The organism is Vibrio sp. D54 (genome assembly GCF_021728075.1).
GTDB lineage: Bacteria > Pseudomonadota > Gammaproteobacteria > Enterobacterales > Vibrionaceae > Vibrio > Vibrio alginolyticus.
This window is the reverse complement of sequence record NZ_JAKKCS010000014.1, coordinates 24084-45000: the sequence shown is the minus strand read 5'-3', so window position 1 is coordinate 45000 and position 20917 is coordinate 24084. Positions and strand designations below refer to the sequence as shown.

Sequence of the window (20917 nt, the reverse complement as noted above, 5' to 3'; positions counted from 1 at the left end):
TCTGAAACCTAGAAACAAGTTGGTGGTAGTAACTCACTTTTGTCCAAAAGTGAGTTGTGTGGTTTTTGGGAGTGCCAGCATCTGCCTAATCGTGATCCGTTACAATCAAGTGCGTGTTTCTGCCAACCCTTTTCAAATCTCGAATCGCAGCTTCTTTTTTCGCAATTCGCAGGGGGCGATCTGAAGTTATAGTATTGTTGATAATATCAATAGCATCACGCTTCGTATGTGTGAACTCTATAACGCCGTAAGGGGTCCTAAACTCTCCCTTGCGTCCAGTCGTCATGATCGTAATTCTATCTATCATCACTTGAGAAATGACACTGTATTCTGAAACCGCCGATTCTAGAGAGATGTAGTTGTACTCTCCTCGTCGCAAGCATTTAGCAATGTATTCAATGGTATAACCGCCCTTATGACGGCTGTATGAGAATACATAAACACCGTTACACGCCCGTTCTAGTACACCAGCTTCTACCAAACGGGGCAAGCTTTGCTGGAATGCAGTAAGTGAATCATCAAAAAATAACCTTCTGAGATCACTCTTCCGATAAACGTGTATACCTTGCCTGTCAAACTTATGCAGTCGTTCTACTGCAGTCTCGATTCTCACTTCAATACTCATAAGTGGTCACAAAAAGTAAGTATGACATATATTTTTGTCCACTTGTGATTGAAGGTAACAAGTGGTGATCGCTAATACCTTTCATGATCCCTGATTGGTTTTTCCGAGTTAGGATCCTAACGTGGAATACGTAGTGATGAATGTGGTTGCTTTGAGGTGAGGAAATGGCAACACTAATCGTCAGATGCGATGTTCATTCTCGGTTAGGATCCTAACTCGGAATTTATGGGGATGAATATGGTTACTATGAGGTGGGGAAATGGCAGCACTAATCGTCAGATGCGATGTTCATTCTCGGTTAGGATCCTAACTCGGAATTTATGGGGATGAATATGGTTTCTATGAGGCTAGGGGAAATAGCAGTACTAATCGTAGCTAGAATCCGATGTTCTTTCTCGGTTAGGATCCTAACCGAGAATTCATGGTGATGAATATGTGGTTCTTTGAGGAGAGAAATCGCATCACTAATAGCCCAGAATCTGATCATTTTCATTTTTAGGTAGAAGCTTAACTAATTATTATTTTTCTAATTTAATAATTAAAAAACCAAACGGTTTTTATTTAATAATTAAATGTTAATGTGATTTTTAAAATAGTGATTAAAGGTCCTTTACAAAGATAATATTACTTGATAAATATAATAGTCATTGAATTTATCTATATATATCAAAAGGGTTGTCGATATGTCTCAAGTTTTGGTTTATTCTAAACGTAATCGTGAAATGAGTTATCTATCTACAAAAGAAGAACGTGAAACTAAGTTGAATAGATTTCAAGTCGTTTATAACGACATTTCCGATGAAGAAGCATTGCGTAGAGCAAATTCTATTAATTTAGATGAAAATAACAGTGTTCCCCAAGTTCGTTCAAAAATACAATCTATTAAAGAAAAAAAAGAATGCCGAGTGCCTGGTTTGTATGGTTGTAATCGTTATAAGTCAAGAAAAAATGAGATATTCAACGTATTCTAATGCAGTTCTTTTTTTGCACAACGTTAAAGCCTATTGAATTGTGTTAGGCAAGTGATAAAAGCCTTGGAAATTCCGTAATTAAAGATGTTGGCAAGAGAATTTGCCAATATTGGCAATCAATGTGTCAATGCAGGCATTGAAAGTGCCAGTAGTGGCAGAAGAATTTTCCCCAAATTTTGATGAATTTATCCGATGAACTTCGTTTTTTAAAGTTCAAGCGTTATAGTAAGTCATAACTTTATAATAGTTATAACAGTTATAATAGTTATAACATGAAAAATTAATAAAATAAAATTTATTTTTTATGTGTTAATTTTATTGCCAAGGAAAATTAATAGTAACTTTGTTTTTATTATAGATGAATTAAATTTAGAGTAATGTTTGTTACTCACGGATATTCATTTATTTTCTAGGTTTTCTTAAGGCAAAGTTACTTTGTCAAAATTATCGACTTAAGTAGTCAACTTTAGCGAGATGTAAACATATCTGTAGTATCAACAAGCATCCGTTTTCTGATACCAGACGGGAATGAAGTGTTTACGGTCTCATAAAGTAGTGTTCGGATTTTTATGACACCTAATCGATTGATGATACCAATTGTGATGCCAAAAGGAGTGAGTAGTGGATAGTATGGGACGGACATTAGCTTATTGTCGTGTATCGACTAGTGAGCAAACTGTGTCAAATCAGATCTTAGCTATCAGAAATGCTGGCTACGATATTCAAGAACACCGAATTGTACATGAAACAGTTTCTGGTAGTGTGCCTGCAACAGAACGACGTGAGTTCAAAATGTTGATTGAGCATAAACTAGAGCCTGGGGACAAACTGGTGGTACTAAAGCTTGATCGACTTGGAAGAGATAACATCGATGTTCAGCATACGATCAGTATGCTGTTAGAGAAGGGCGTTACGCCAATATCTCTTGATCTGCCGACCGCTGATCTAAGCTCAGCAGAGGGACGATTGATGCTACAAATGTTCTCAGCATTTGCTGAGTTTGAGCGAAACCGTATTCGGGAACGGACGTTGGAAGGGCAGGCTAGGGCTAAATCTGAGGGTAAGCGGATTGGCCGACCAGAAGCTATCAGTACAACTCAAAAAGTCCAAGAATGCAGGGCAAGAGGGCTGAGTCAATCTAAGACAGCAAATGCTCTTGGCATCTCCGTCCCCACGGTCAAGCGGCATTGGAACAAGCGGTTAACTGAAAGTATTCAATGAAGAACAATGTTCCATGATACCGAGAGGCGGAGATCTACCAGTAGTAGTTATTAGCTAAGAGGTTTTAACGATATTGCAAGAACCTTGTTCTTGCTTAGAGCAAGGCTACTAAGATATCACGCTGATATTTGATACAAGAACATTGTTCTGACTGGAAAATCGGATAACCTTTCTGCTAGGAAACGACGCTGATAGAAAGGGATGCTTGTGGGCTTATTCATCAATACTCAAAAACTAACGGTAGCAAAAGAGGATCACTTAACTGAATTCTTCGCTGCTGCGTTGAGGTCTTCAGAACGTTTCAATCGAGCATTTGTTAGGTTGATATTTGGAGACCAAGATAGCAGGTTGATCAGCAAGGTCGAAACACAAGTTATCTATCCAGGATGCCGACCAGACATGCGTCTGATATTGGATGATGGTTCAATTGCTCTCTGTGAGAATAAACTCGATGCAGCCGAAACGATCGGTAATGTTGAGAGTGGCAACCTCTTTCAATTGGAGCGATATCTACAACTGCCTGTTGATCACGTGATTTATATTCGCTCTGAGTTACTGCCGCCTTCATACCAAGTTATGAGTCACTCTAAGTATCTATCGCCGATAGAGAGGCCGCATTATTTGTGGCGTGATATTTACCCTTTGTTATGCGAAGACTCCAATCCAATTATCAAAGAACTACGAGATGGTTTTATGAACATGGGATTTGTTCCTGCTCACCCAGTGATTGGCGATCTGACACGCAATGCGCCTAGAGCACAAAGAGAGAATTTCTCTAAATTTTGGATGCCGATAACGACTGCGGCCATTCAACAAGGTTGGAAGGTAGCAACTGGAGATGTAGTCGAACGATACTTTTACCACGAAACAGCAGAGCTAGCTCGGGAAGTGTTCGTAAGCCCAATAAACCTTACCCGATTTCTGATTCGTTACACACCGCAAATATCTCAATGTGACGCTCTATTAAGTGCACTCGATGCCGTTGAAAGTGAAGCCGAAGCACTGGTAGTGGTAACGAAAAAAACGGTACCACGAGCGAGTGGATTGGTCACTGTTATAGATGTTGAAACTCCTATGAACAATGTTCTACCAGATCAACTAAAAACAGTGGAACAGATAGAGTCTAAGCTCAAAGCGTATGTATTGCCTTATCTCACGCTAGCTTTTAAGTAACACCTGTTTTGATATGAGCGACCATCTCGATAGTGTACTGAACTGTACTTGGAACAGTGTTCTTATCCCAATATTAAAATAGTAAAGATTAGGTATTTGATTAATCAATAAAAAACTATGTGGAAGAACAATGTTCCGAATGATAAGTAGGGGGATCTTACTTTTAATAAGCTAGGCTTACAGAGTTAATCATTAAAACTAAAGGGATAATCTTCTAAAAATAGAATTAATTTAAAGTTCTGATAACAGTATTACAATTAATAATAAAAAAGGCCGAAATAAATTCGACCTTTTTATCCAACGCTTAACCGCCAGTTGGCGCGGAAGTGTAACCATCTATTAGTGGATAAAATAGTGATACATTTACTTGTATTAAAACTAATTTTTCTTTAAGCCACCAGTGAGGTGGAAGAAATTACTTTTACTTTTGAAGTTAAGTAATATTAGTTTAAATATATCTTTAAGCCACTTTCTAGATAGAAGCTCTGCTTCTTGTTACGTGATTTAATATAGAAGATTGTTTTTTCTTAATCAAGAGTTTTTTCAACTTGACTCAAAAGTTTTTTATGTATAATAAAAAACTATATTTTTAAATTTTTAATTGGGTGGCTCGTAATTAATATGATTATACTATGAGCTTATTTAGCACAAAGTTGTATTGACTCAAGGCTTTATTCAACCCCTGATTTTATAGATCCTATAGCAGTGAGATTCTCAACTTAGAACAATGTTCTCTGAGTCGCGAGTGTCGCAAACGGTATTGGTGAGCTGGCTATTGATACTGCGAGAACACTGTTCTCGCTTAAATTATCAAAACCTAAAGATTGCGTATTTGATTAACAAATAAAAAATGCTTCGAGGAGAACGATGTTCTACTCAAAGCTTGATACTTGGAATTTTGACTAACAGAATCAGTCTGCTTTTTCTACAACCATGCCACTTTGCTCTGCAAAGAGAATCAATCGAGTGATATTGCTTAGGCTCCACTGGTTGGTGATGGCTATCACCTCGTCGTTAGGCAGCGTAATCAGCGCGTCCTCATCGCTGTGGAAACGGCGAATTCTACCTTGAGGTATATCATCCGCTAGGATGGCAATGCGTCGTCTTACTGGCTCGTTAAATGCGTTGAGTACATCATTCAAGCTTTGTGGCTGATGCTTCTCGATCCAGTCAGTGACTAACGCTAGGGCTAGGTGACGCTTTTTATAGGTATGACCGTTATAGCGATACTCTGAGTAATCTTTTTCGCCTTTTTGAACGCTTGTGCGCTGCTCGGCACGCTTCTCGCGGAACTTCACCTGGTACTCTTCTACCTCGGGTACAGGGATGATCTGTTCGGCATTGATCAGTACATCTTCTTTGTAGCGATAGGGCGTGAGGCGCACACAACTGATATCGATGCCTTTGTCACGCAGCCACAATACAGAAGTGGTGAGTTCTTTACCGAAATCTGCTGAGGCTAAAACGATTCGAACATCGTTACCAAAGTCATCCAAGCTGTTTTCATCAAGATCGACAAACTCTAGAATGGCTTCACGGGCCTCAATCTCTTGGCCTTCTTTCTTCAGGTATTGGGCATAGTAGTCACACGCTTTATCGAACGTCATGGTAGAGATCATTGCGGCATAGCGTAGAGCTTGAAGTTCCATATGCGCACCGATTTCATCCCGCTTAAGCTCAATGACCACTAAGTTGGCATTTTTATCGATGGCTAACAGGTCAATACGGCGACGGCTGTCTTCCCAGTCTGAAAACTCTTCTGATATCACCAAACAATCAGGTGCGATGGCATCAATACAGCCTTTCAGCGCTTCTTGTAAATCGTGCCGTTCTTGCAGCCCTTCGGCTGCAAAAGTGGTTGGTGTCAGTGCGGTGAGGTTTTTATTGGCGATATTGTATAGGCTCATGGTTATACTGCTTGTTCGACAATCGCGTCAGTCAGATGAAACTGAGTTACTTGGCTTTCTTGGATCTGTAGTTTTAGACTTTCACATATTGCAAGTAGCTGATTTATTTTTAATACAATTCTATTTTGTTCTTCTAATGGGGGCATAGTGAATGGAAATTTACTAATCTCCGATAAGTAGAGGCATGGTTGAGCACCACCTCTTTTGTTGTTATGAATAGAGTCCTGCAATAGTTTTGAGTCCATTGCATGCTTTAAATATTCAGAATTAAATTTCAATGGTTTTATCAATGCCACGCTACGAACCAGAGCGAAATCAGATTTTTTGGGGACTAAACTACTTCGTCCAATAGTACCGCCGACCGACACAATAAGTAGATCATTATGTTCAGGAAGACAGCGCTCACGTGATTTCATATAGTCCTCTTCAGAGATAAAATCAGTAGTTGAAAAGTCAATAAAACCATCGCGAACATTTTTGGCAGATAAGAGAGTATAGCCAGTTTCAATCCTTGGTGGTGTTTTATGATCACCGTCAGTTATTTTGCTCGTTATATCTTGAAGCCTACACCACACCCATCCACTCGGCAGTTCAAACGGCTTTTCATCCTCACTAATCGGCGGTAGAGCCTTTTGCTTTTTGATTTTTTTCTCTTTGACTAACTGTGCTTTTTCTTCCGCTATTCTTTTCAGTAACTCAGCAGCAGGTTCATCACTTGGGTCTTGTGGAACTAGTTTACCCATCACCGCCAGTTGCAGAATAGTTTGCTTAAGTTGGTCGATACTCTCTTCGGTGGTGAATAAGGTATCGAAATGCTCACTGATTCGCGTCCAGTTTTGCATCAACTCGTTAGCATCGGCAGAGTTGGTGAGCGTGTCCAACAAAGTTGTTACCAGCACCTGATGTGCTTCAATACTGGCTTCGGTTTGTTGCTCAAGCTGGTCACAGAGCGTCATTAGCTCATTTACTTTGGCGACGATACGGTATTGTTCCTCAAGAGGAGCAATAGGTACTAATAGCTCTTCCCATTTTCTTCTATTAATAATTGGTGTAGCAGACCCTGTAGCTTTTTTGAGTAGTTCCTGAAGGAACGAATCTGTTGATAAGGAGGTATAGAGATAAGCCGATGGCATTTGTAACGCTCTTATCGCATTGATTTGCTGATTAAAACCAACTGTTTGACGTGCTATTGCAGCCTTACCAATCGAGCCTCCAATACAGACCATCAAAATGTCACCCTCAATTGCTTCGGTACTATTTAACAAACCTTCACAACTCAAGAACTTTTCAGGTGCTAAAATTTCCCCATTCTGATTAATCTGACCAGGCCCAATAAAAGGTATCGAGCCTTCGAAAAAAATTGACTGCTTGGTGCTTGGTGTTTTCCCTGTAGCTCCAATACCAATGCTCCCTAACCTTTCCCATACCCAACCTTTAGGCAATACGAATGGTTGTTCTTTTTTAGAAACTACAGGTAGAGATTTTGACTTTCTGATTATTTTTTCTTTCACTAACTCTGCTTTCTCTGCCGCAATGCGTTCAAGCAACACTGAAGCAGGCTCGTCATTAGGATCTTGAGGAACAAGCTTACCTCGCACAGCTAACTCCAGAATTAGCTCACGTAGCTTCTTAACACCATAAAGCTCTAGCTTTTTGCTGCTGCCACGACCAGAGGTCGATTTGGTCTTTACTGCCGAAGTCCAAATATCAATATGCTCGGTAATTAGGTTCTCTACAGCCATTATTGCTCTCCACCTTGCTTTTTACCTTGAATGGTAGAGCTAAGCGCATCTCCGAGAATGCCTTTCAGTTGGTCACGTAGTGCTTTGATGTCTTGTTGCTGTTGTTGATAGCTCGCCAGCAACTCTTCAGGGTCATGGCTGACTACTTCGTCCTGATATGGGTTTTTAATATCAAGGTTGAAGTTGCGTTCGATAATATCTTCAATCGATACCTTCCAAGCTTGCTTGGTCTCGATACGGCTAGCGAATCCATCGGCCTCGTTACCCCACCAATCGATCTCTTGCTGGAACTCTTCAAACTTCATCGGTTTGGTTTTGCTGTAGTTCTTCACGCCTTCTGGGTAAGGGTGCTCATAGAACCACACTTGTTTGGTCGGTTGGCCTTTGGTAAAGAACAGAATGTTGGTCTTAATACCTGTGTATGGATTGAACACGCCATTAGGTAAGCGAACAATCGTGTGCAGGTTACACACTTCCGTCAGCATCTTTTTGATTTTGGTTTTTACACCTTCACCAAACAAGGTGCCATCAGGCAACACTACACCTGCGCGACCATCTTTATCCAATACTTCGACAATAAGCTGCAAGAACAAATCGGCGGTTTCGCGGGTTTGCATTTCGGCAGGGAAGTTCTTTTCAATCCCGTCTTCTTCTGTGCCGCCAAACGGTGGGTTAGTCGCAATCACATTGATATTGCTATCCCAGTTTGAAAGCGGCTTGTTAAGCGTGTTGCCGTGCTTGATCTGTACAGGGACTTCGATGCCGTGGAGCATCATATTGGTGATACACAGCAAATGTGGCAGTTGTTTCTTCTCTACACCATGGATTTGCTTTTGCAGCGTTTGGTGGTCGGCTGCGCTTGTCACGTAGTTCTCTTTGACGTGATCGAACGAGCAAGCCAGGAATCCACCCGTGCCGCAGGCGGGATCCATAATTTGCTCGCCTAGTTTAGGGTCAAGACGATTGACGATAAAACGAGTCACCGCGCGAGGGGTGTAGAACTCACCCGCATTACCTGCACTTTGTAGGTCGCGTAGGATCTGTTCGTAGATATCACCAAACAGGTGACGTTCTTTAGAATCAGTAAAGTCGATCTCGTTGAGCTTGTTAATCACTTGGCGCAGCAGTGTGCCATTTTTCATATAGTTGAAAGCGTCACTAAAGGCTTCTTTCACTACAAAACCACGTGGGTTGGTGTCTTTCGGTGCGGTTAGGTTTTTTAACGTCGGGAATAGGTCATCATTGATGAATTCCAGCAGCTCATCACCTGTAATGCCTTGGTTATCTGCCGCCCAGTTACGCCATAGGTACTTGGCTGGGATGGGTTCGCGGTAATCGTCTAACTCGAACTCTAGCTCTTCTTCTTGAGCATCAAACACTTTAAGGAACAAAAGCCACGACATCTGGCCTAGACGCTGCGCGTCACCATCAACACCCGCATCTTTACGCATGATGTCTTGAATAGACTTGATAACTGAACTGATTGACATGGAGTTCTACTACTAACTGACTGAAAAATTGGGGCAGATTATAGCAGAATTGACATGAAAAACGTGAATTAGTGCATATGCAAAAGGGTGGTTATTTGTGGCTCAATAAACAATAATCAAGTGAATATTAAATTAATAAATTGATCAGTAGGTTGTCTAGGTTTCATGAAAATAGAATGCCCACATTGTCAGACCGACAATGATATCGAGTTTGCGGAAAATATTGCTTGTAAAAAGTGTGAGAAGAGCTTCAAAGGTTTCAAGTTCAGCAAACGTAAACTTGTGTCCGCGAGTACCGCTTTGTTCGTTGGCGCGATCGGTGGATACAAGGTTAACGCTGCTTTAGATGAAGAGCGTTACCCACTCGAAGTGGAGTATGCCATCGTTGATACCTGCATAAACTCAGCAAAGAATATGGTGTCGGTAAGTTGGTATGAAAGTAAGCGAGAAACGTGTTTATGCGCTCTTGCAGAAACGGAAAAGTCTGTACCGTATTCAGACTATAAATCGGATCAACAGTTGTTTTTAAGCAATTTTAAGTTGAACGCCAAAGGGTGTTCATAGATAGGAAATGAGGCAGTGATGACTGCCTCAAAATATTGCTAGCGTTTAGGTGTATTACCACGACCTTTGCCAGAAGGCTCGCCAGTTTTGCTTGGGTAGTTAGGATTTTCTTTGCTCATGTTTATCTCCTTACTTACCTTGTTTTTTGGTTGTGGGCGGCAGCTCGTTGGGCACGGCCTGTAAAAGTGCCTTTTTCGACTTTTCCGCCATTATTCTTCGCTTCATGTGATTGAATGCGAGCAGCGGCTTCAGTGGTCATTGGTGTTTTGTTTTTAGTCATAATATTTTCCTTTTCGTTAATTGAATGCTTGTCTCCGCTGAGACCATTGCATAGTAACTAGTAGGGTAGGGACAAATGGGGACAGCCCAAAAACAACAGCAAATTCGAACCATGTTGGATGCGTTAGGTTGGAGCCATAAGCAACTGGCAGATGTTCTTTACGAAGGACTTCAGTGTTCTGAATATGAAGATATAGAAGATGCTTCCCCTGACGAAATTCGTAAGTTCAGAGAGGCTCTCAAGAAGCATTTGCAAAGAGAATCAACACCAGAGAGTCGGCTTGAACAGTACGTGAAAATCATTTCGGATCACCCAGATTTTGTTGCATTGGGGTTGCATGTCGTGGTTCCAAAATACGTTAACCATAGATGCTTGAATGAGGATTCGCTTGCAGGTTTAGCAGAGATATCCAGTTGGCTGGATGAAGATAAGAGCCGTTAAAGACGGATGCGTTTGACGTAGAATTATTTTTTCTGACTTTTACTAATAAATTATCGTTATTAAGAGGAGGGCAGGATGTACAAGGGGCATTGGTATGATGTTGTCGGTAAAGAGAGGACAGATCTCCGAGCAATGAGTCTCGACTTCGAGTCATTAAAGTTGGCTATAGATGAAGCAATGAGCGTTTTGCCTGATACACGACTAATCGTAATGAATGAGAATTTAGATTGGGGTCTTATTGCTATTGAAGAAAGTAAGAGAATGCTTATTTGTAAGGACTAGAAAGCCAACCTGTTACGCACACTAAAACGAACTTTGTTGCTTACCTCACGGTACTTTTGAAATGCAGTTAGTATCATATCTTCTATCTGTGATGCTAAAGAGGAGCTGTCCATGAAGTGCCATTGTTGCAACATACGTTTGAACGTAGGGATGATACACAAAAGAGATCCCCATACAGGCCAAAAATTTAAGTCTTGTCCACATTGTTCTGATGCAAATGGAGGAGAGCACGTTTTTCATCCATATCCATCGTCCTTTGGTAAAACACCTGCTAGAGTGACTGCTCGAAACCCTGAAGGATACCAAAGCTACTGTATAGATTGTCGTCACCTGGATAAAGGAGTGCAGTCTCAAACCTATATGAATGGGAAAACATGCAGTAGTCTTATCGAATAGGACTCTGATGAACTTATTTCAAGAAGATGCAGTAAAATGGTTGTCAACGCTCGATGCTGCGAGCGTTGATCTATTAATTACCGACCCTCCCTATGAGTCTTTAGAAAAACACCGAAAAATTGGGACAACCACTCGGCTTAAGGTGAGCAAAGCGTCAAGCAATCAATGGTTTAAGATCTTCCCTAACGATAGATTTGAAGCGTTACTCAGTGAGGTCTATCGTGTGCTCAAGAACCACTCCCACTTCTACCTATTCTGTGATCAAGAAACGATGTTTGTCATTAAGCCGATAGCGGAGAAAGTCGGCTTCAAATTCTGGAAACCTATTGTATGGGACAAAGTGAGTATTGGTATGGGCTACCACTACCGTGCTCGACATGAATACATACTGTTTTTTGAAAAGGGTAAGAGGAAGCTCAATGATTTGGGTATACCTGACATACTGACCCATAAACGAGTCTATAGAGGGTATCCAACTGAAAAGCCAGTAAGTCTCTTGCAAGTTCTGGTCGCTCAAAGTAGCAGAGAAGGCGAGCTAGTTGTTGATCCGTTTTTTGGCTCAGGCTCGACCTTGGTTGCAGCTAAAAACTTGAATCGTCGGTTTAAAGGGAACGATATTTCCCCGTCTGCCCATGAACACATCCGCCAGCGTATGGATTTTGGAACTTAAAAGGCGAATACAGTTAACGGCTACCTGAAGGTAGCCGAGTAGCAATGCGGGGTAGTGGTGATTAGGCTGATTGATAAATCTCAGCTTCCAATTCAGAAATCGCTTCTAAGTATTGCTCTTTACCACCAAAGCACTTTTTGACGATTTCAGCAGGGCGTCCCATCTCGTCAAAAGGCTTAACTTTGAGTACATGAATATTCTCAATCTCTTGAACGCCTTCGTCTGCGTACTTGTCCAGTAAGTTGCTCAACACCTGCTGCGCTGTTTCACCGTACTTAGTGAAGTAGTTGCGCTTTTTGACGTTGTCAGCGCGTTCTTTTCTGGTGAGTGCTGGTTGGTCATATACGACATGACAAATCATGTCGAATGGGTCGAGATCTTTGCCGACTTCCAGCTCTAATGCTTCCCAGATGATGCCTTCCTCTGCCAGTTCATCGATGATTGCTTGCTTTTTATCGGCATCTTGCCAGCGCTTAACAAAGTCATCCATTGAGGTGAACTGTTTTGCCATCGTTTTGCGGGTATAGTCTTTGAACGACTCGGTTACGAGTTTACCGTCGGAATCGTAGTATTGAACACGTTCGGCAATGGCTTTCACCGTTACACCGTTGACATGGAACTTTCTAACTCGGTTTTCATCCTGCCAATCATCATCGGAATTACTACCGTCAGAAGGAGATGAACCTGAGTCGTATGAAGCCTCTGGTTCATGAATGCTTTCAGGGTCGATATCTTCCCCTTCAAATGGATCATCCTGTTCAAGTTCATCCTCACCATCGATGATCTCATCGAGTCCATCATCGGTGTCGAAGTCTTCTGGTTTTGTCTCTTTAACTCGCTCAGGGACACCATCAAAGCGCTCATCAGCGAACAGTTCAGTCGCCTTTTTGAAGTCGAGAATGGTAAACCATAGCTTTCCGTAACGATCATCAATACGAGTACCACGACCGATGATCTGCTTAAACTTGGTCATCGACTTAATGCCCTGGTCAAGAACAACCAGTTTACAAGTTTTTGCATCGACACCTGTTGTCATGAGTTCTGAGGTGGTCGCGATAACAGGGTAAGCCTTTTTGGGGTTGATGAAGTTATCAAGCTGAGCTTTGCCGATTTCATCATCACCTGTAATTTTCATTACGTACTTTTCATTCTTAGCAACTTGCTCAGGGTTGCAGTTGATTAGTGCTCGACGCATACGCTCTGCATGGTCAATGTCATTACAGAACACAATGGTCTTTGCCATGGGGTCGGTGCGCTTGAGATAGCTGGTGATGGTCTGTGCAACCAGTTCTGTTCGTTCATCAATGACCATAGTTCTGTCGAAGTCTTTCTGGTTATAGATCCTGTCTTCGATGACTTCACCATGTTTATCGACTTGTCCTTTGGTTGGTCGCCAACCTTGTAAATCTACATCGATATCTACACGCACAACTTTGTAAGGGGCTAAGAAACCGTCTTCAATACCTTGCTTTAGAGAGTAGGTATATATGGCATCGTGAAAGTACTCGGTGTTAGACACGATATCGGTTTCTTTCGGTGTCGCGGTTAGCCCTATTTGAGTCGCTGAACCGAAATACTCAAGAATCTCACGCCATGCGCTGTCCTCAGCGGCACTGCCACGGTGACACTCGTCAACAACAATAAGGTCAAAGAAATCAGGATCGACTTGTTTGTATGCTTTTTGGTGCTCTTCTGACCCTGTAAGAGCTTGATACAGAGCTAGGTGGATTTCGTAAGCGGGATCGACTGTTCGACCAGTGACTTTGGTCATAGCGGTGCCAAACGGCTGGAAGTCGTTGGTCTTAGTTTGATCGACCAGAATGTTTCTGTCCGCTAAAAACAGGATGCGTTTTTTGGCTCGGGACTTCCATAGTCGCCAAATAATCTGGAATGCAGTGTAAGTTTTGCCCGTCCCCGTTGCCATAACCAGTAGCACACGGTTTTGTCCTGCGGCTACCGCTTCTACGGTTTTGTTTATCGCTTGTAGCTGATAGTAGCGCGGAGACTTACCGCTACCATCATCATGGTAATCTTGAGTAATGACTGGAAGGTGCTCGGTTTTGTAACCTTTCCAAACGCAGTATTTGTCCCATAGTTGCTGAGGTGTTGGGAAGTCTTCAAGTCGAATTTCGGTTTCGAGTTGAGCTGGGTTGGTTTTGTCGTGGAAGATAAAACCGTCACCATTTGAGGCAAAGATAAAAGGGACTTCAAGTAAGCTGGCGTAGTCTAGTCCTTGTTGCATACCTTTGCCGATTTCATGCTTATTCGCTTTTGCTTCGACAACGGCTAGAGGCATGCTCGGTTTATGGTAAAGGACGATGTCCGCAGATTTTACCTTTTTCCTCGCCGCTGCCTGACCACGAACAATGACTTTACCATCACGTAGTTTTACTTCTTGGCGAATCTGCGACATATCATCCCATCCCGCACCTTTGATAGCAGGAAGAATGAATTTCGTGATGATGTCGGTTTCAGATAGCTTTGATTTATTGATTGTCGATTCCATGCGATTAGCCAGCTCAGTACAAATGCATTTCATGACTATACCAAAGGATGCATAAAAGCAGAAAAGATACTGACTTATCAGTGAAGTGGGTAACGGTATGTATGAAATACCAGAGGCCATTCGTGGAAATAGCTATCCCGTTATGCAATAGAGCATAACGGGAAGTCAGCTAAGCAACGATATCTAGAGACTCGGTACTTGATCTAGTGTAGCTACGCGCCCTTTGAGTCAGAGAGATTTTCGCTTTATTTGTTGTTCCGCTAAATCTACCGATTTCAAAACCCAGAGACTTCATGAGTTGCCCAAAATACAGCATCTTTTTATTTGTCGTGCTGTTGGTGTTGAGTGATAGGGGGATGTGAGTATCTTTGTGCAGGGTCCAATTGACTAAGTCCCGATTTTCGATCATCAGATTAACAAACCCTAAAATCTGCTCCCTATGGATCATGATAGAAGATGATTGAGCACTGAACTGGTGCCCTTTGAACAGACTCTCGCTGATTAAATTCGCCAAGCGGCGATATTTTGAGTTTTTGCTGTCATCTTCGTTTGGCGCTGGAACAGAAAACAACTTGTCGAAGAGCTTTCTGTTCTTGGAAAACAGGAAATGAAACTCGATATCTTCTTTTGTGACTTCAGTCAGGTGATAGTAGTTTTTGATTGTATGCTTCGAGATGGCTGCGTTGTCACTGGCTGTGCGCTTATCAGCCATCATAAGCCGCTTCACGTCATGCTGGGTTAAATCGACAGCTTGCATAATGGCGTTGACCAACGCCTCTCTGTAAGCTTTTAAATATTGCTTGTTCGTTTTAGACCCACAGCTCTGTGAGTACACTGAGGATGGTAGCGAATCAACATGAAAGCCGAGTTCCTTCAATGTGATCCATAGATGTAGCCCCAGAGGTGTGGTGAACTGTGATTTCACGTTACAGAATGCAATCTCTAGGTGGTCTGTTGGCGCTGAGTGAATATTCGCATTGTAGACTCTTGCCCTTGTCGGGCGGCAGAAGAAGTCTTGATGGGCATCTACGGTGAACCAAATCTCCTTTGCTTTACGGAATCGACGTGCGAAGTTAACTAGTTCAAATGGATTTAGTGTTTTGTCACAGAATACGACGACTCTATTGGCAAAGTTTTTGACGATTGAGAAGCCTGACCCTAGACAGGGAGAAGCGATAATCGCTTTGTATTTGGAGATTTCTTCATTCGGGTTAGCCAGAAAAGCACGTTGTGCGTCCATTCCTTTATTCTCCCCGTGAATGACTAGCACACCGTCGTTTAGAGCCGCAGTCTCACTATCTAAACCTTGTTTGTCCTCATAACCAAGTTGTTTAACTACTCCTCGAAGTGTCACTAGCGAGTCAAAGAGAAACACCTTGTCCTCCAACAATTTTGACTTGAGATCATCCTGACTATAAAGATACTGATTTTTATCTGTGATAACTGCTTCAATTCCCAGATATGGGTTTTTGTCGCACTGGATTAAAGTCACGTCACCTCGTAAATCCTTCAAAAAGCCTAAACTAATATCGGAAAGATCAGCATCGCCCACAATGACTTGTGGAATGGAGCGAATAATCTCAGACAAGCAATGAAAGACGCGTTGTTTTGGCATTTGTAGTGAATGCTCCGAACACACGACAGTTGAAATTACTTTCTCAAACTCATCAATAATCAAGGTATCAGCATTGTGGCAATATGCTTGGATATGTGCTTTCCACACACTATTGACGACTAATCCCATCGCTTTCGACTGTTCAAGCTGCGTTAAGTTTTGAGTGGTATAGCTGACCGCATGATTTTGAATGCAGTATTGTTCTACTAAAGCCATCAGGTGAGAAAGATATACCACGGATTTATTGTTTTGCTCAGCTAGCTGAGTAATAGGGCCAAAGACGTGTTTCGTTTTACCAGTCCCTGTTGCAGATTTAATCGCAAGGGTTCGCTCATTGGCTAGCGCTTCACACACTTCTGGACAGTCGAGAGTTGAAGTACGGATTGTTTTCGTCGGCGTTCTAAGCTTCATAAAATCTTGAACTGACGAATGATAGTGGTGTAGCTTTAGTTCAAGGCAATCTAAAACTTTGCTTAGGAAATTATTGTCTTTGTGGAGATAGAAACGGTAAGTTCTCAAGCATGATTTAGCATCGGAACAGATCAGAGGAATTGTACGGACTAGTTTTTTAGCTAGCCAGTCAATGATTTCGTCACCCCGCATGCCGCAATTCGTCAACTGATAGCAAAGAGATAGATACTGGATTGTATCGTTGTAGTCTTTCAGACAGTAGAGTCGCTTTGACGCTAAATCATAAAGATCACACCTAGCGTGGCGATAATTAATCATCATGAAATCTACAGCTTGATCAGGGAGCTTTTTTGAATCAATGATTAACTTGATGCTATTGAAGCCAGCATCACGGTAATAGCGGATAACTTCAGCCAGGTTGTTTTTGTCGTTGCGAACAGCAACGACCCTGTACTTGTCATGATCGAAGCTTAGAGACTCGCCGCTAAGAATAGCGACTGAGCAGGACTCTGTTGAACGAACCAGTGTATGTTCTGAAGCTTGAGATTGCGCGATAACGTTCATTTATTCTTATTCCTAGTAGAACGTAAAAGTGCAAAGTTTCTAAGTAATATATATAACTAAAGAACTCTGCACTTTTACCAGCATGCTAAAGCATGCAGTAAACAATTGATTTATTTGTGCTTAGTGAGAGTTTTAGTTATGCGGCTAGTGCATAGAGACTGTTGTCGAAAAGAGACTGTCTTTGCTCAACAAGATGAGAAACGGTTTGCTGTAGATCTTTGCCTAGTGCCATGGCTGCGATAATGGCATCGACCTCATGAGACAAGAAACCAACAGAGTTTGCACCAAGGGGAATTGAAGGTGGGAATGTTCCATCGTTAATTTTGCGGTGGAGAGTCGCTCTTGAGAAGGGTACGCGTTGTAGAACGTCAGATTTACGTACGATTTTTAGAAGAGGAGTTGTATTTACAGACATAACGATAACCTATGTTAATTCATGTCTAGCACCGCCTTCATATTCTAATACTTACACTGATCCACTGAAATTTAACTTCAGCAAAGCAATAATAACCTAGGACTGAAACCTTTATGTTGGTAACAGCCTCACCCTTCGCAACAGGAGGGAAGGTGTTGTGTATGTAATAAAATAAAGAAGTCTTAAAAAAAGACTCAGAAAATTAAGTTAGTGCTAAAACAATAAAAAATAGTTAAACCGAAGTTTAACGAGCATAAGGCTGTTGCCGCGGAGCGGACTTTAAATGTCTGTTTCCTATGTAAAAATTAAATATTTAGACGCGATTTAAAATAATGCGGGTGATTCTCATCGTCAATACAAAAACACCCGCATCTTATTTAAAATGTGACTCGTATCACTTATTTTGATGGTTTTGCTATTGTGTTGGTGTTTTTAGAAGCATCAAGTATGAAATTACTCCACCAATCCATGATTTTTCGTCGCTCTTCCAGATATTCAGCATTGTTGTAGATGTCACGAATCGTGTTCTTGTCTACGTGTGCTAGACACAGCTCAATAGCATCTTTGTTGAAGCCCTGTTCGTTGAGCGCTGTACTGCCGATGGAACGCATACCGTGACTTACCAGCTTTCCTTTCATTCCTGCACGTTTTAGAGCTGCGTTGACGCTCTGACTGTTCATGTGCTGGTCAACTGACTTTGAACTGGGGAAGACATAGCGTTGTCCGTAGGAGATGGGCTTCATAAAGTTTAAAAGCTGAATAGAAGCATCTGAAAGAGGGATTTTGTGGTCGCGCTTCATTTTCATTTTCTCTTTGCCAATGACCCAAAGTTTGTTTTCGAAATCAATTTCACTCCATTCAGCAGCGGCACACTCAACAGGACGGGTGAGTGTGTGGAGTTGGAATTCAAAAGCGCAGCGGGTAGCAAGCTTAATATTGGCTAAGGACATCGCTTGCATAAGAGTATGAAGTTCGTCTGGGCTGATAGTACTCATGTGATCAGCTTTCGACTTTTTAAATGCATGCTTTATCCCGAATAATGGGTTGGACTGAATCTTTCCGCAATTCACTGCGTAGTTCATCACTTCATTTATTCGCTGACATACTCGTTTAACTGTCTCTAATGCGCCCTTTGCTTCTACTGGTCGTAAAACTTGAATCACAATTGGGGCAGTTAGCTCACTTATCGGCATGTTACCGAGGTTGGGAAAGATATGTAGTTCCAGAGATCGCCAGATATCGTTGGCATAGTCTTCCGAAACGTCATGCTTTTTTACTTCAAACCATTCTTCGGCAACTGATTTAAGAGTTGATGACTGAGCTATCTGTGCGGTAATGAGTTGGTTATCCCTGTGAGTTTTTGGATCAATACCTTCAGCGACCTGTTGGCGCATCTCTCTTGTTTTTTCTCTCGCGGACGCGAGAGTTATGTCGGGAAATGCACCAAGGCTGATGTTCTTACGTTTTTTAGTTGTTGGGTGGATGTAGTTGAAAATCCAAAGTTTTGCGCCATTGGGCTTTATACGTAAGTACAGACCGTTGCCATCGGCAAGCGAATATTCTTTCTCTAAGGGCTTAGCTTTGGTTACTTGAGTTGGTGATAAAGGCTTGATTTGCTTAGCCATTTTAATGGTTCCTTTCTGATGTAACACCAATTTGTGTTGTTATTGGTTAGTGTTACGCAGAATGTTACTAAATGACTGAGATTAAGTGAATCTTGATGAGACGCCCTGAACCACTTAAAGCTAGATAGAACAAGGGTTTAGAAAAGAAAACGGGACGTCCTGAGACGTCCCGTTACTAGTGATTGGTGGAGCTGGCGGGAGTTGAACCCGCGTCCGAAAACCGTTCATCATTGGTACTACATGCTTAGTCGATCTTTAATTTCGCCATCCACCTGCGAACCGACACGCTAATGAATGACTAGCCTGAATTAAAATTCGCCGTTCATCTCTCAGGCGGGAGAATCCGGGCTAGCGCGTTTGGGTTTGATCCCTCGTTATTCCCCGTCTTACGTGCGGAAGCTAGGGCGAGAGAGCTCTTAGCAGGTTATTAAGCTGCTAGTGCGTAGTTTTCGTCGTTTGCGACTATTTTTTTGCGGTTTGTTAACGAGGCCTACCGCACCTCGGCATGCACCTCAGACTTCTGAATTCCCGTCGAATCCTAAATCAGCCCCAGGTAATATTCGCATAGTAACAGAAAAGCATTGGCTGTCCAGTACTATGCGTTTAAGTGGTCAAGATTAACGCAGCGCGCTCTTCATTACGCGTGCTTTTTCTCTTGCCCAGTCTTTTTCTTTTAGATCCGTACGTTTATCGTGCAGCTTTTTACCTTTTGCTACGCCAATTTTTAGTTTCACCCAAGAGCGAGACCAGTACAGTGAGAGGGCCGTTAATGTCATACCTTCACGGTTTACACGTCCGAATAGGTTATCCAGCTCACGACGACTCATTAGTAGTTTACGCACACGTGTAGGGTTCGCCACAACGTGTGTCGATGCCTGATTTAAAGGAGTGATTGTCATGCCACTCACAAAGGCTTCACCGTCACGCATAAATACGTAACTTTCAGAAATATTGGCTTTACCTTGGCGAAGGGCTTTCACTTCCCAACCTTGGAGCTCCAAGCCAGCTTCGATTTCATCATCGATGAAATACTCGTGGCGAGCTTTTTTATTCAGCGCGATAGTATTGCTACCCGCTTTTTGTTTCGTTTTTTTCTTTGCCATAATAGCGTCATTATACGGGTTGGATATCGGATAGGAAATCCTTTTATTTGCGCAATCGTGGAATAAAAGTAAAATTGGCGAGTAGCTTTAAATCTGTACATGTATCGATAGGAGTATGTATGAAGCAAGTCAGCCGTTCTGCGCTTGTGTCTTTTAGCGCCGAACAGATGTTCAATCTGGTTAATGATGTTGCTAAATACCCTGAATTTCTGCCTGGTTGCTCGGGCTCTAGAATCATTGAGTCTTCGGGGAATGGTATGGTGGCTTCTGTCGATGTGGCGAAGGCTGGAATCAGCAAAACGTTTACGACTTCAAATGAGTTGATCCCCGGTCAGGCAATTATGATGAACTTGGTGGATGGCCCGTTTAAGACGTTGCGTGGTGGTTGGATTTTTACCGCGTTAGATGAGCAAGCTTGCAAGGTTGAACTAAAGCTTGAGTTTGAATTCTCGAGTAAAATGATTGAGATGGCCTTCGGTAAGATTTTTAACGAGCTTACTAGTAATATGGTAAATGCATTTACTAAACGCGCAAAACAGGTCTACGAGTGTTATGAGTATTGAGTCAGATATGATTCACGTTGAGGTTGTCTATGCTCTTCCTCATGAACAGCGTGTATTTAACTTAGTGGTAAATAATCACGCAACGGTAGAAGAGATCATTCGACAATCCGGTGTATTGGAGTTGTACCCTGAAATTGATTTGTCCAAGAACAAAGTGGGTGTGTTTAGTCGTAACGTGAAGTTAGATGCGACTGTTCGAGATCGAGATCGAATAGAGATTTATCGTCCGTTACTCGCCGATCCGAAAGAGATTCGCCGTAAGCGGGCGGAGCAGGCTAAAACCGAGGGGAGTGCAGACCCAGTCACCGGTGGCAAGCCTAGTTCTGTACGTAAAAATAAGCAGGATTAATATT

Annotated in this window: 18 protein-coding genes and 1 other RNA gene; 8 read left to right on the top strand and 11 right to left on the bottom strand. The window is 42.1% G+C overall.

All coding sequences use genetic code 11. From position 1 onward, the window contains the following. Positions 1-85 precede the first annotated feature (85 nt). The gene (locus tag L3V37_RS17175; RefSeq protein ID WP_130349332.1) at positions 86-625 is read right to left on the bottom strand and encodes a type IV toxin-antitoxin system AbiEi family antitoxin; all 540 of its coding nucleotides are present in this window, start codon (positions 623-625) and stop codon (positions 86-88) included. Positions 626-1308: 683 nt separating this feature from the next. Here L3V37_RS17175 and L3V37_RS17170 point away from each other — a divergent pair. The 3 genes from L3V37_RS17170 (at position 1309) to L3V37_RS17160 (ending at position 3990) form a co-directional block, all read left to right on the top strand. Next, a complete protein-coding gene (locus tag L3V37_RS17170; RefSeq protein WP_237306667.1) occupies positions 1309-1596 on the top strand; it encodes a hypothetical protein in 288 nt (95 codons plus the stop codon). A 630-nt stretch (positions 1597-2226) separates the two neighbouring features. Further along, the gene (locus tag L3V37_RS17165) at positions 2227-2817 is read left to right on the top strand and encodes a recombinase family protein (RefSeq protein WP_237306686.1); all 591 of its coding nucleotides are present in this window, start codon (positions 2227-2229) and stop codon (positions 2815-2817) included. Between the two features lie 201 nt (positions 2818-3018). After that, complete coding sequence (locus L3V37_RS17160) at positions 3019-3990, top strand: hypothetical protein (RefSeq protein WP_237306666.1); 972 nt, start codon at positions 3019-3021, stop codon at positions 3988-3990. A gap of 911 nt (positions 3991-4901) precedes the next feature. On the opposite strand, the gene L3V37_RS17155 is transcribed toward L3V37_RS17160, so the two are convergent. From L3V37_RS17155 to L3V37_RS17145, 3 genes are read right to left on the bottom strand one after another with little or no spacing between them, the layout of a single operon-like run. Further along, a complete protein-coding gene (locus tag L3V37_RS17155) occupies positions 4902-5897 on the bottom strand; it encodes a hypothetical protein (protein ID WP_237306665.1) in 996 nt (331 codons plus the stop codon). A 2-nt stretch (positions 5898-5899) separates the two neighbouring features. Beyond that, positions 5900-7639 carry a restriction endonuclease subunit S gene (locus L3V37_RS17150; protein ID WP_237306664.1) on the bottom strand — a complete coding sequence of 580 codons (1740 nt, stop codon included), beginning with the start codon at positions 7637-7639 and terminating at the stop codon, positions 5900-5902. Then, positions 7639-9129 carry an N-6 DNA methylase gene (locus L3V37_RS17145; RefSeq protein ID WP_237306663.1) on the bottom strand — a complete coding sequence of 497 codons (1491 nt, stop codon included), beginning with the start codon at positions 9127-9129 and terminating at the stop codon, positions 7639-7641. Before L3V37_RS17145 ends, L3V37_RS17150 begins: the two co-directional genes overlap by 1 nt. Positions 9130-9294: 165 nt before the next feature. Between L3V37_RS17145 and L3V37_RS17140 the strand changes: the two genes are divergently transcribed. Next, positions 9295-9693, top strand: a complete 399-nt coding sequence (locus tag L3V37_RS17140; RefSeq protein WP_237306662.1) for a hypothetical protein — start codon at positions 9295-9297, stop codon at positions 9691-9693. Between the two features lie 133 nt (positions 9694-9826). On the opposite strand, the gene L3V37_RS17135 is transcribed toward L3V37_RS17140, so the two are convergent. Next, positions 9827-9973, bottom strand: a complete 147-nt coding sequence (locus L3V37_RS17135; protein WP_237306661.1) for a hypothetical protein — start codon at positions 9971-9973, stop codon at positions 9827-9829. 75 nt (positions 9974-10048) lie between these two features. Between L3V37_RS17135 and L3V37_RS17130 the strand changes: the two genes are divergently transcribed. Continuing rightward, positions 10049-10414 carry an elongation factor Ts gene (locus L3V37_RS17130; RefSeq protein ID WP_237306660.1) on the top strand — a complete coding sequence of 122 codons (366 nt, stop codon included), beginning with the start codon at positions 10049-10051 and terminating at the stop codon, positions 10412-10414. A gap of 685 nt (positions 10415-11099) precedes the next feature. Then, positions 11100-11762 carry a site-specific DNA-methyltransferase gene (locus tag L3V37_RS17125; protein WP_237306659.1) on the top strand — a complete coding sequence of 221 codons (663 nt, stop codon included), beginning with the start codon at positions 11100-11102 and terminating at the stop codon, positions 11760-11762. A gap of 61 nt (positions 11763-11823) precedes the next feature. On the opposite strand, the gene hsdR is transcribed toward L3V37_RS17125, so the two are convergent. The 6 genes from hsdR to smpB form a co-directional block, all read right to left on the bottom strand. Then, entirely contained in the window at positions 11824-14268 is a 2445-nt protein-coding gene (hsdR, locus tag L3V37_RS17120; protein WP_262655681.1) for an EcoAI/FtnUII family type I restriction enzme subunit R, read from the bottom strand. Between the two features lie 169 nt (positions 14269-14437). Continuing rightward, positions 14438-16858: a DEAD/DEAH box helicase gene (locus L3V37_RS17115; RefSeq protein ID WP_237306657.1), complete on the bottom strand. Its 2421-nt coding sequence runs from the start codon at positions 16856-16858 to the stop codon at positions 14438-14440. Between the two features lie 136 nt (positions 16859-16994). Next, entirely contained in the window at positions 16995-17273 is a 279-nt protein-coding gene (locus L3V37_RS17110; protein WP_000115789.1) for an AlpA family transcriptional regulator, read from the bottom strand. 398 nt (positions 17274-17671) lie between these two features. Continuing rightward, the gene (locus L3V37_RS17105; RefSeq protein WP_237306656.1) at positions 17672-18898 is read right to left on the bottom strand and encodes an integrase domain-containing protein; all 1227 of its coding nucleotides are present in this window, start codon (positions 18896-18898) and stop codon (positions 17672-17674) included. Between the two features lie 183 nt (positions 18899-19081). Then, positions 19082-19449, bottom strand: a transfer-messenger RNA (tmRNA) gene (ssrA, locus tag L3V37_RS17100). A gap of 66 nt (positions 19450-19515) precedes the next feature. Beyond that, a complete protein-coding gene (gene smpB, locus L3V37_RS17095; protein WP_005381642.1) occupies positions 19516-20001 on the bottom strand; it encodes an SsrA-binding protein SmpB in 486 nt (161 codons plus the stop codon). A 119-nt stretch (positions 20002-20120) separates the two neighbouring features. Between smpB and L3V37_RS17090 the strand changes: the two genes are divergently transcribed. Next, on the top strand, positions 20121-20564 hold the full coding sequence (locus L3V37_RS17090) for an SRPBCC family protein (protein WP_005381641.1): 444 nt from the start codon (positions 20121-20123) through the stop codon (positions 20562-20564). After that, the gene (locus L3V37_RS17085) at positions 20554-20913 is read left to right on the top strand and encodes an RnfH family protein (RefSeq protein ID WP_025768875.1); all 360 of its coding nucleotides are present in this window, start codon (positions 20554-20556) and stop codon (positions 20911-20913) included. The genes L3V37_RS17090 and L3V37_RS17085 overlap by 11 nt, the downstream gene beginning before the upstream one ends. The last annotated feature ends 4 nt before the right edge of the window (positions 20914-20917 follow it).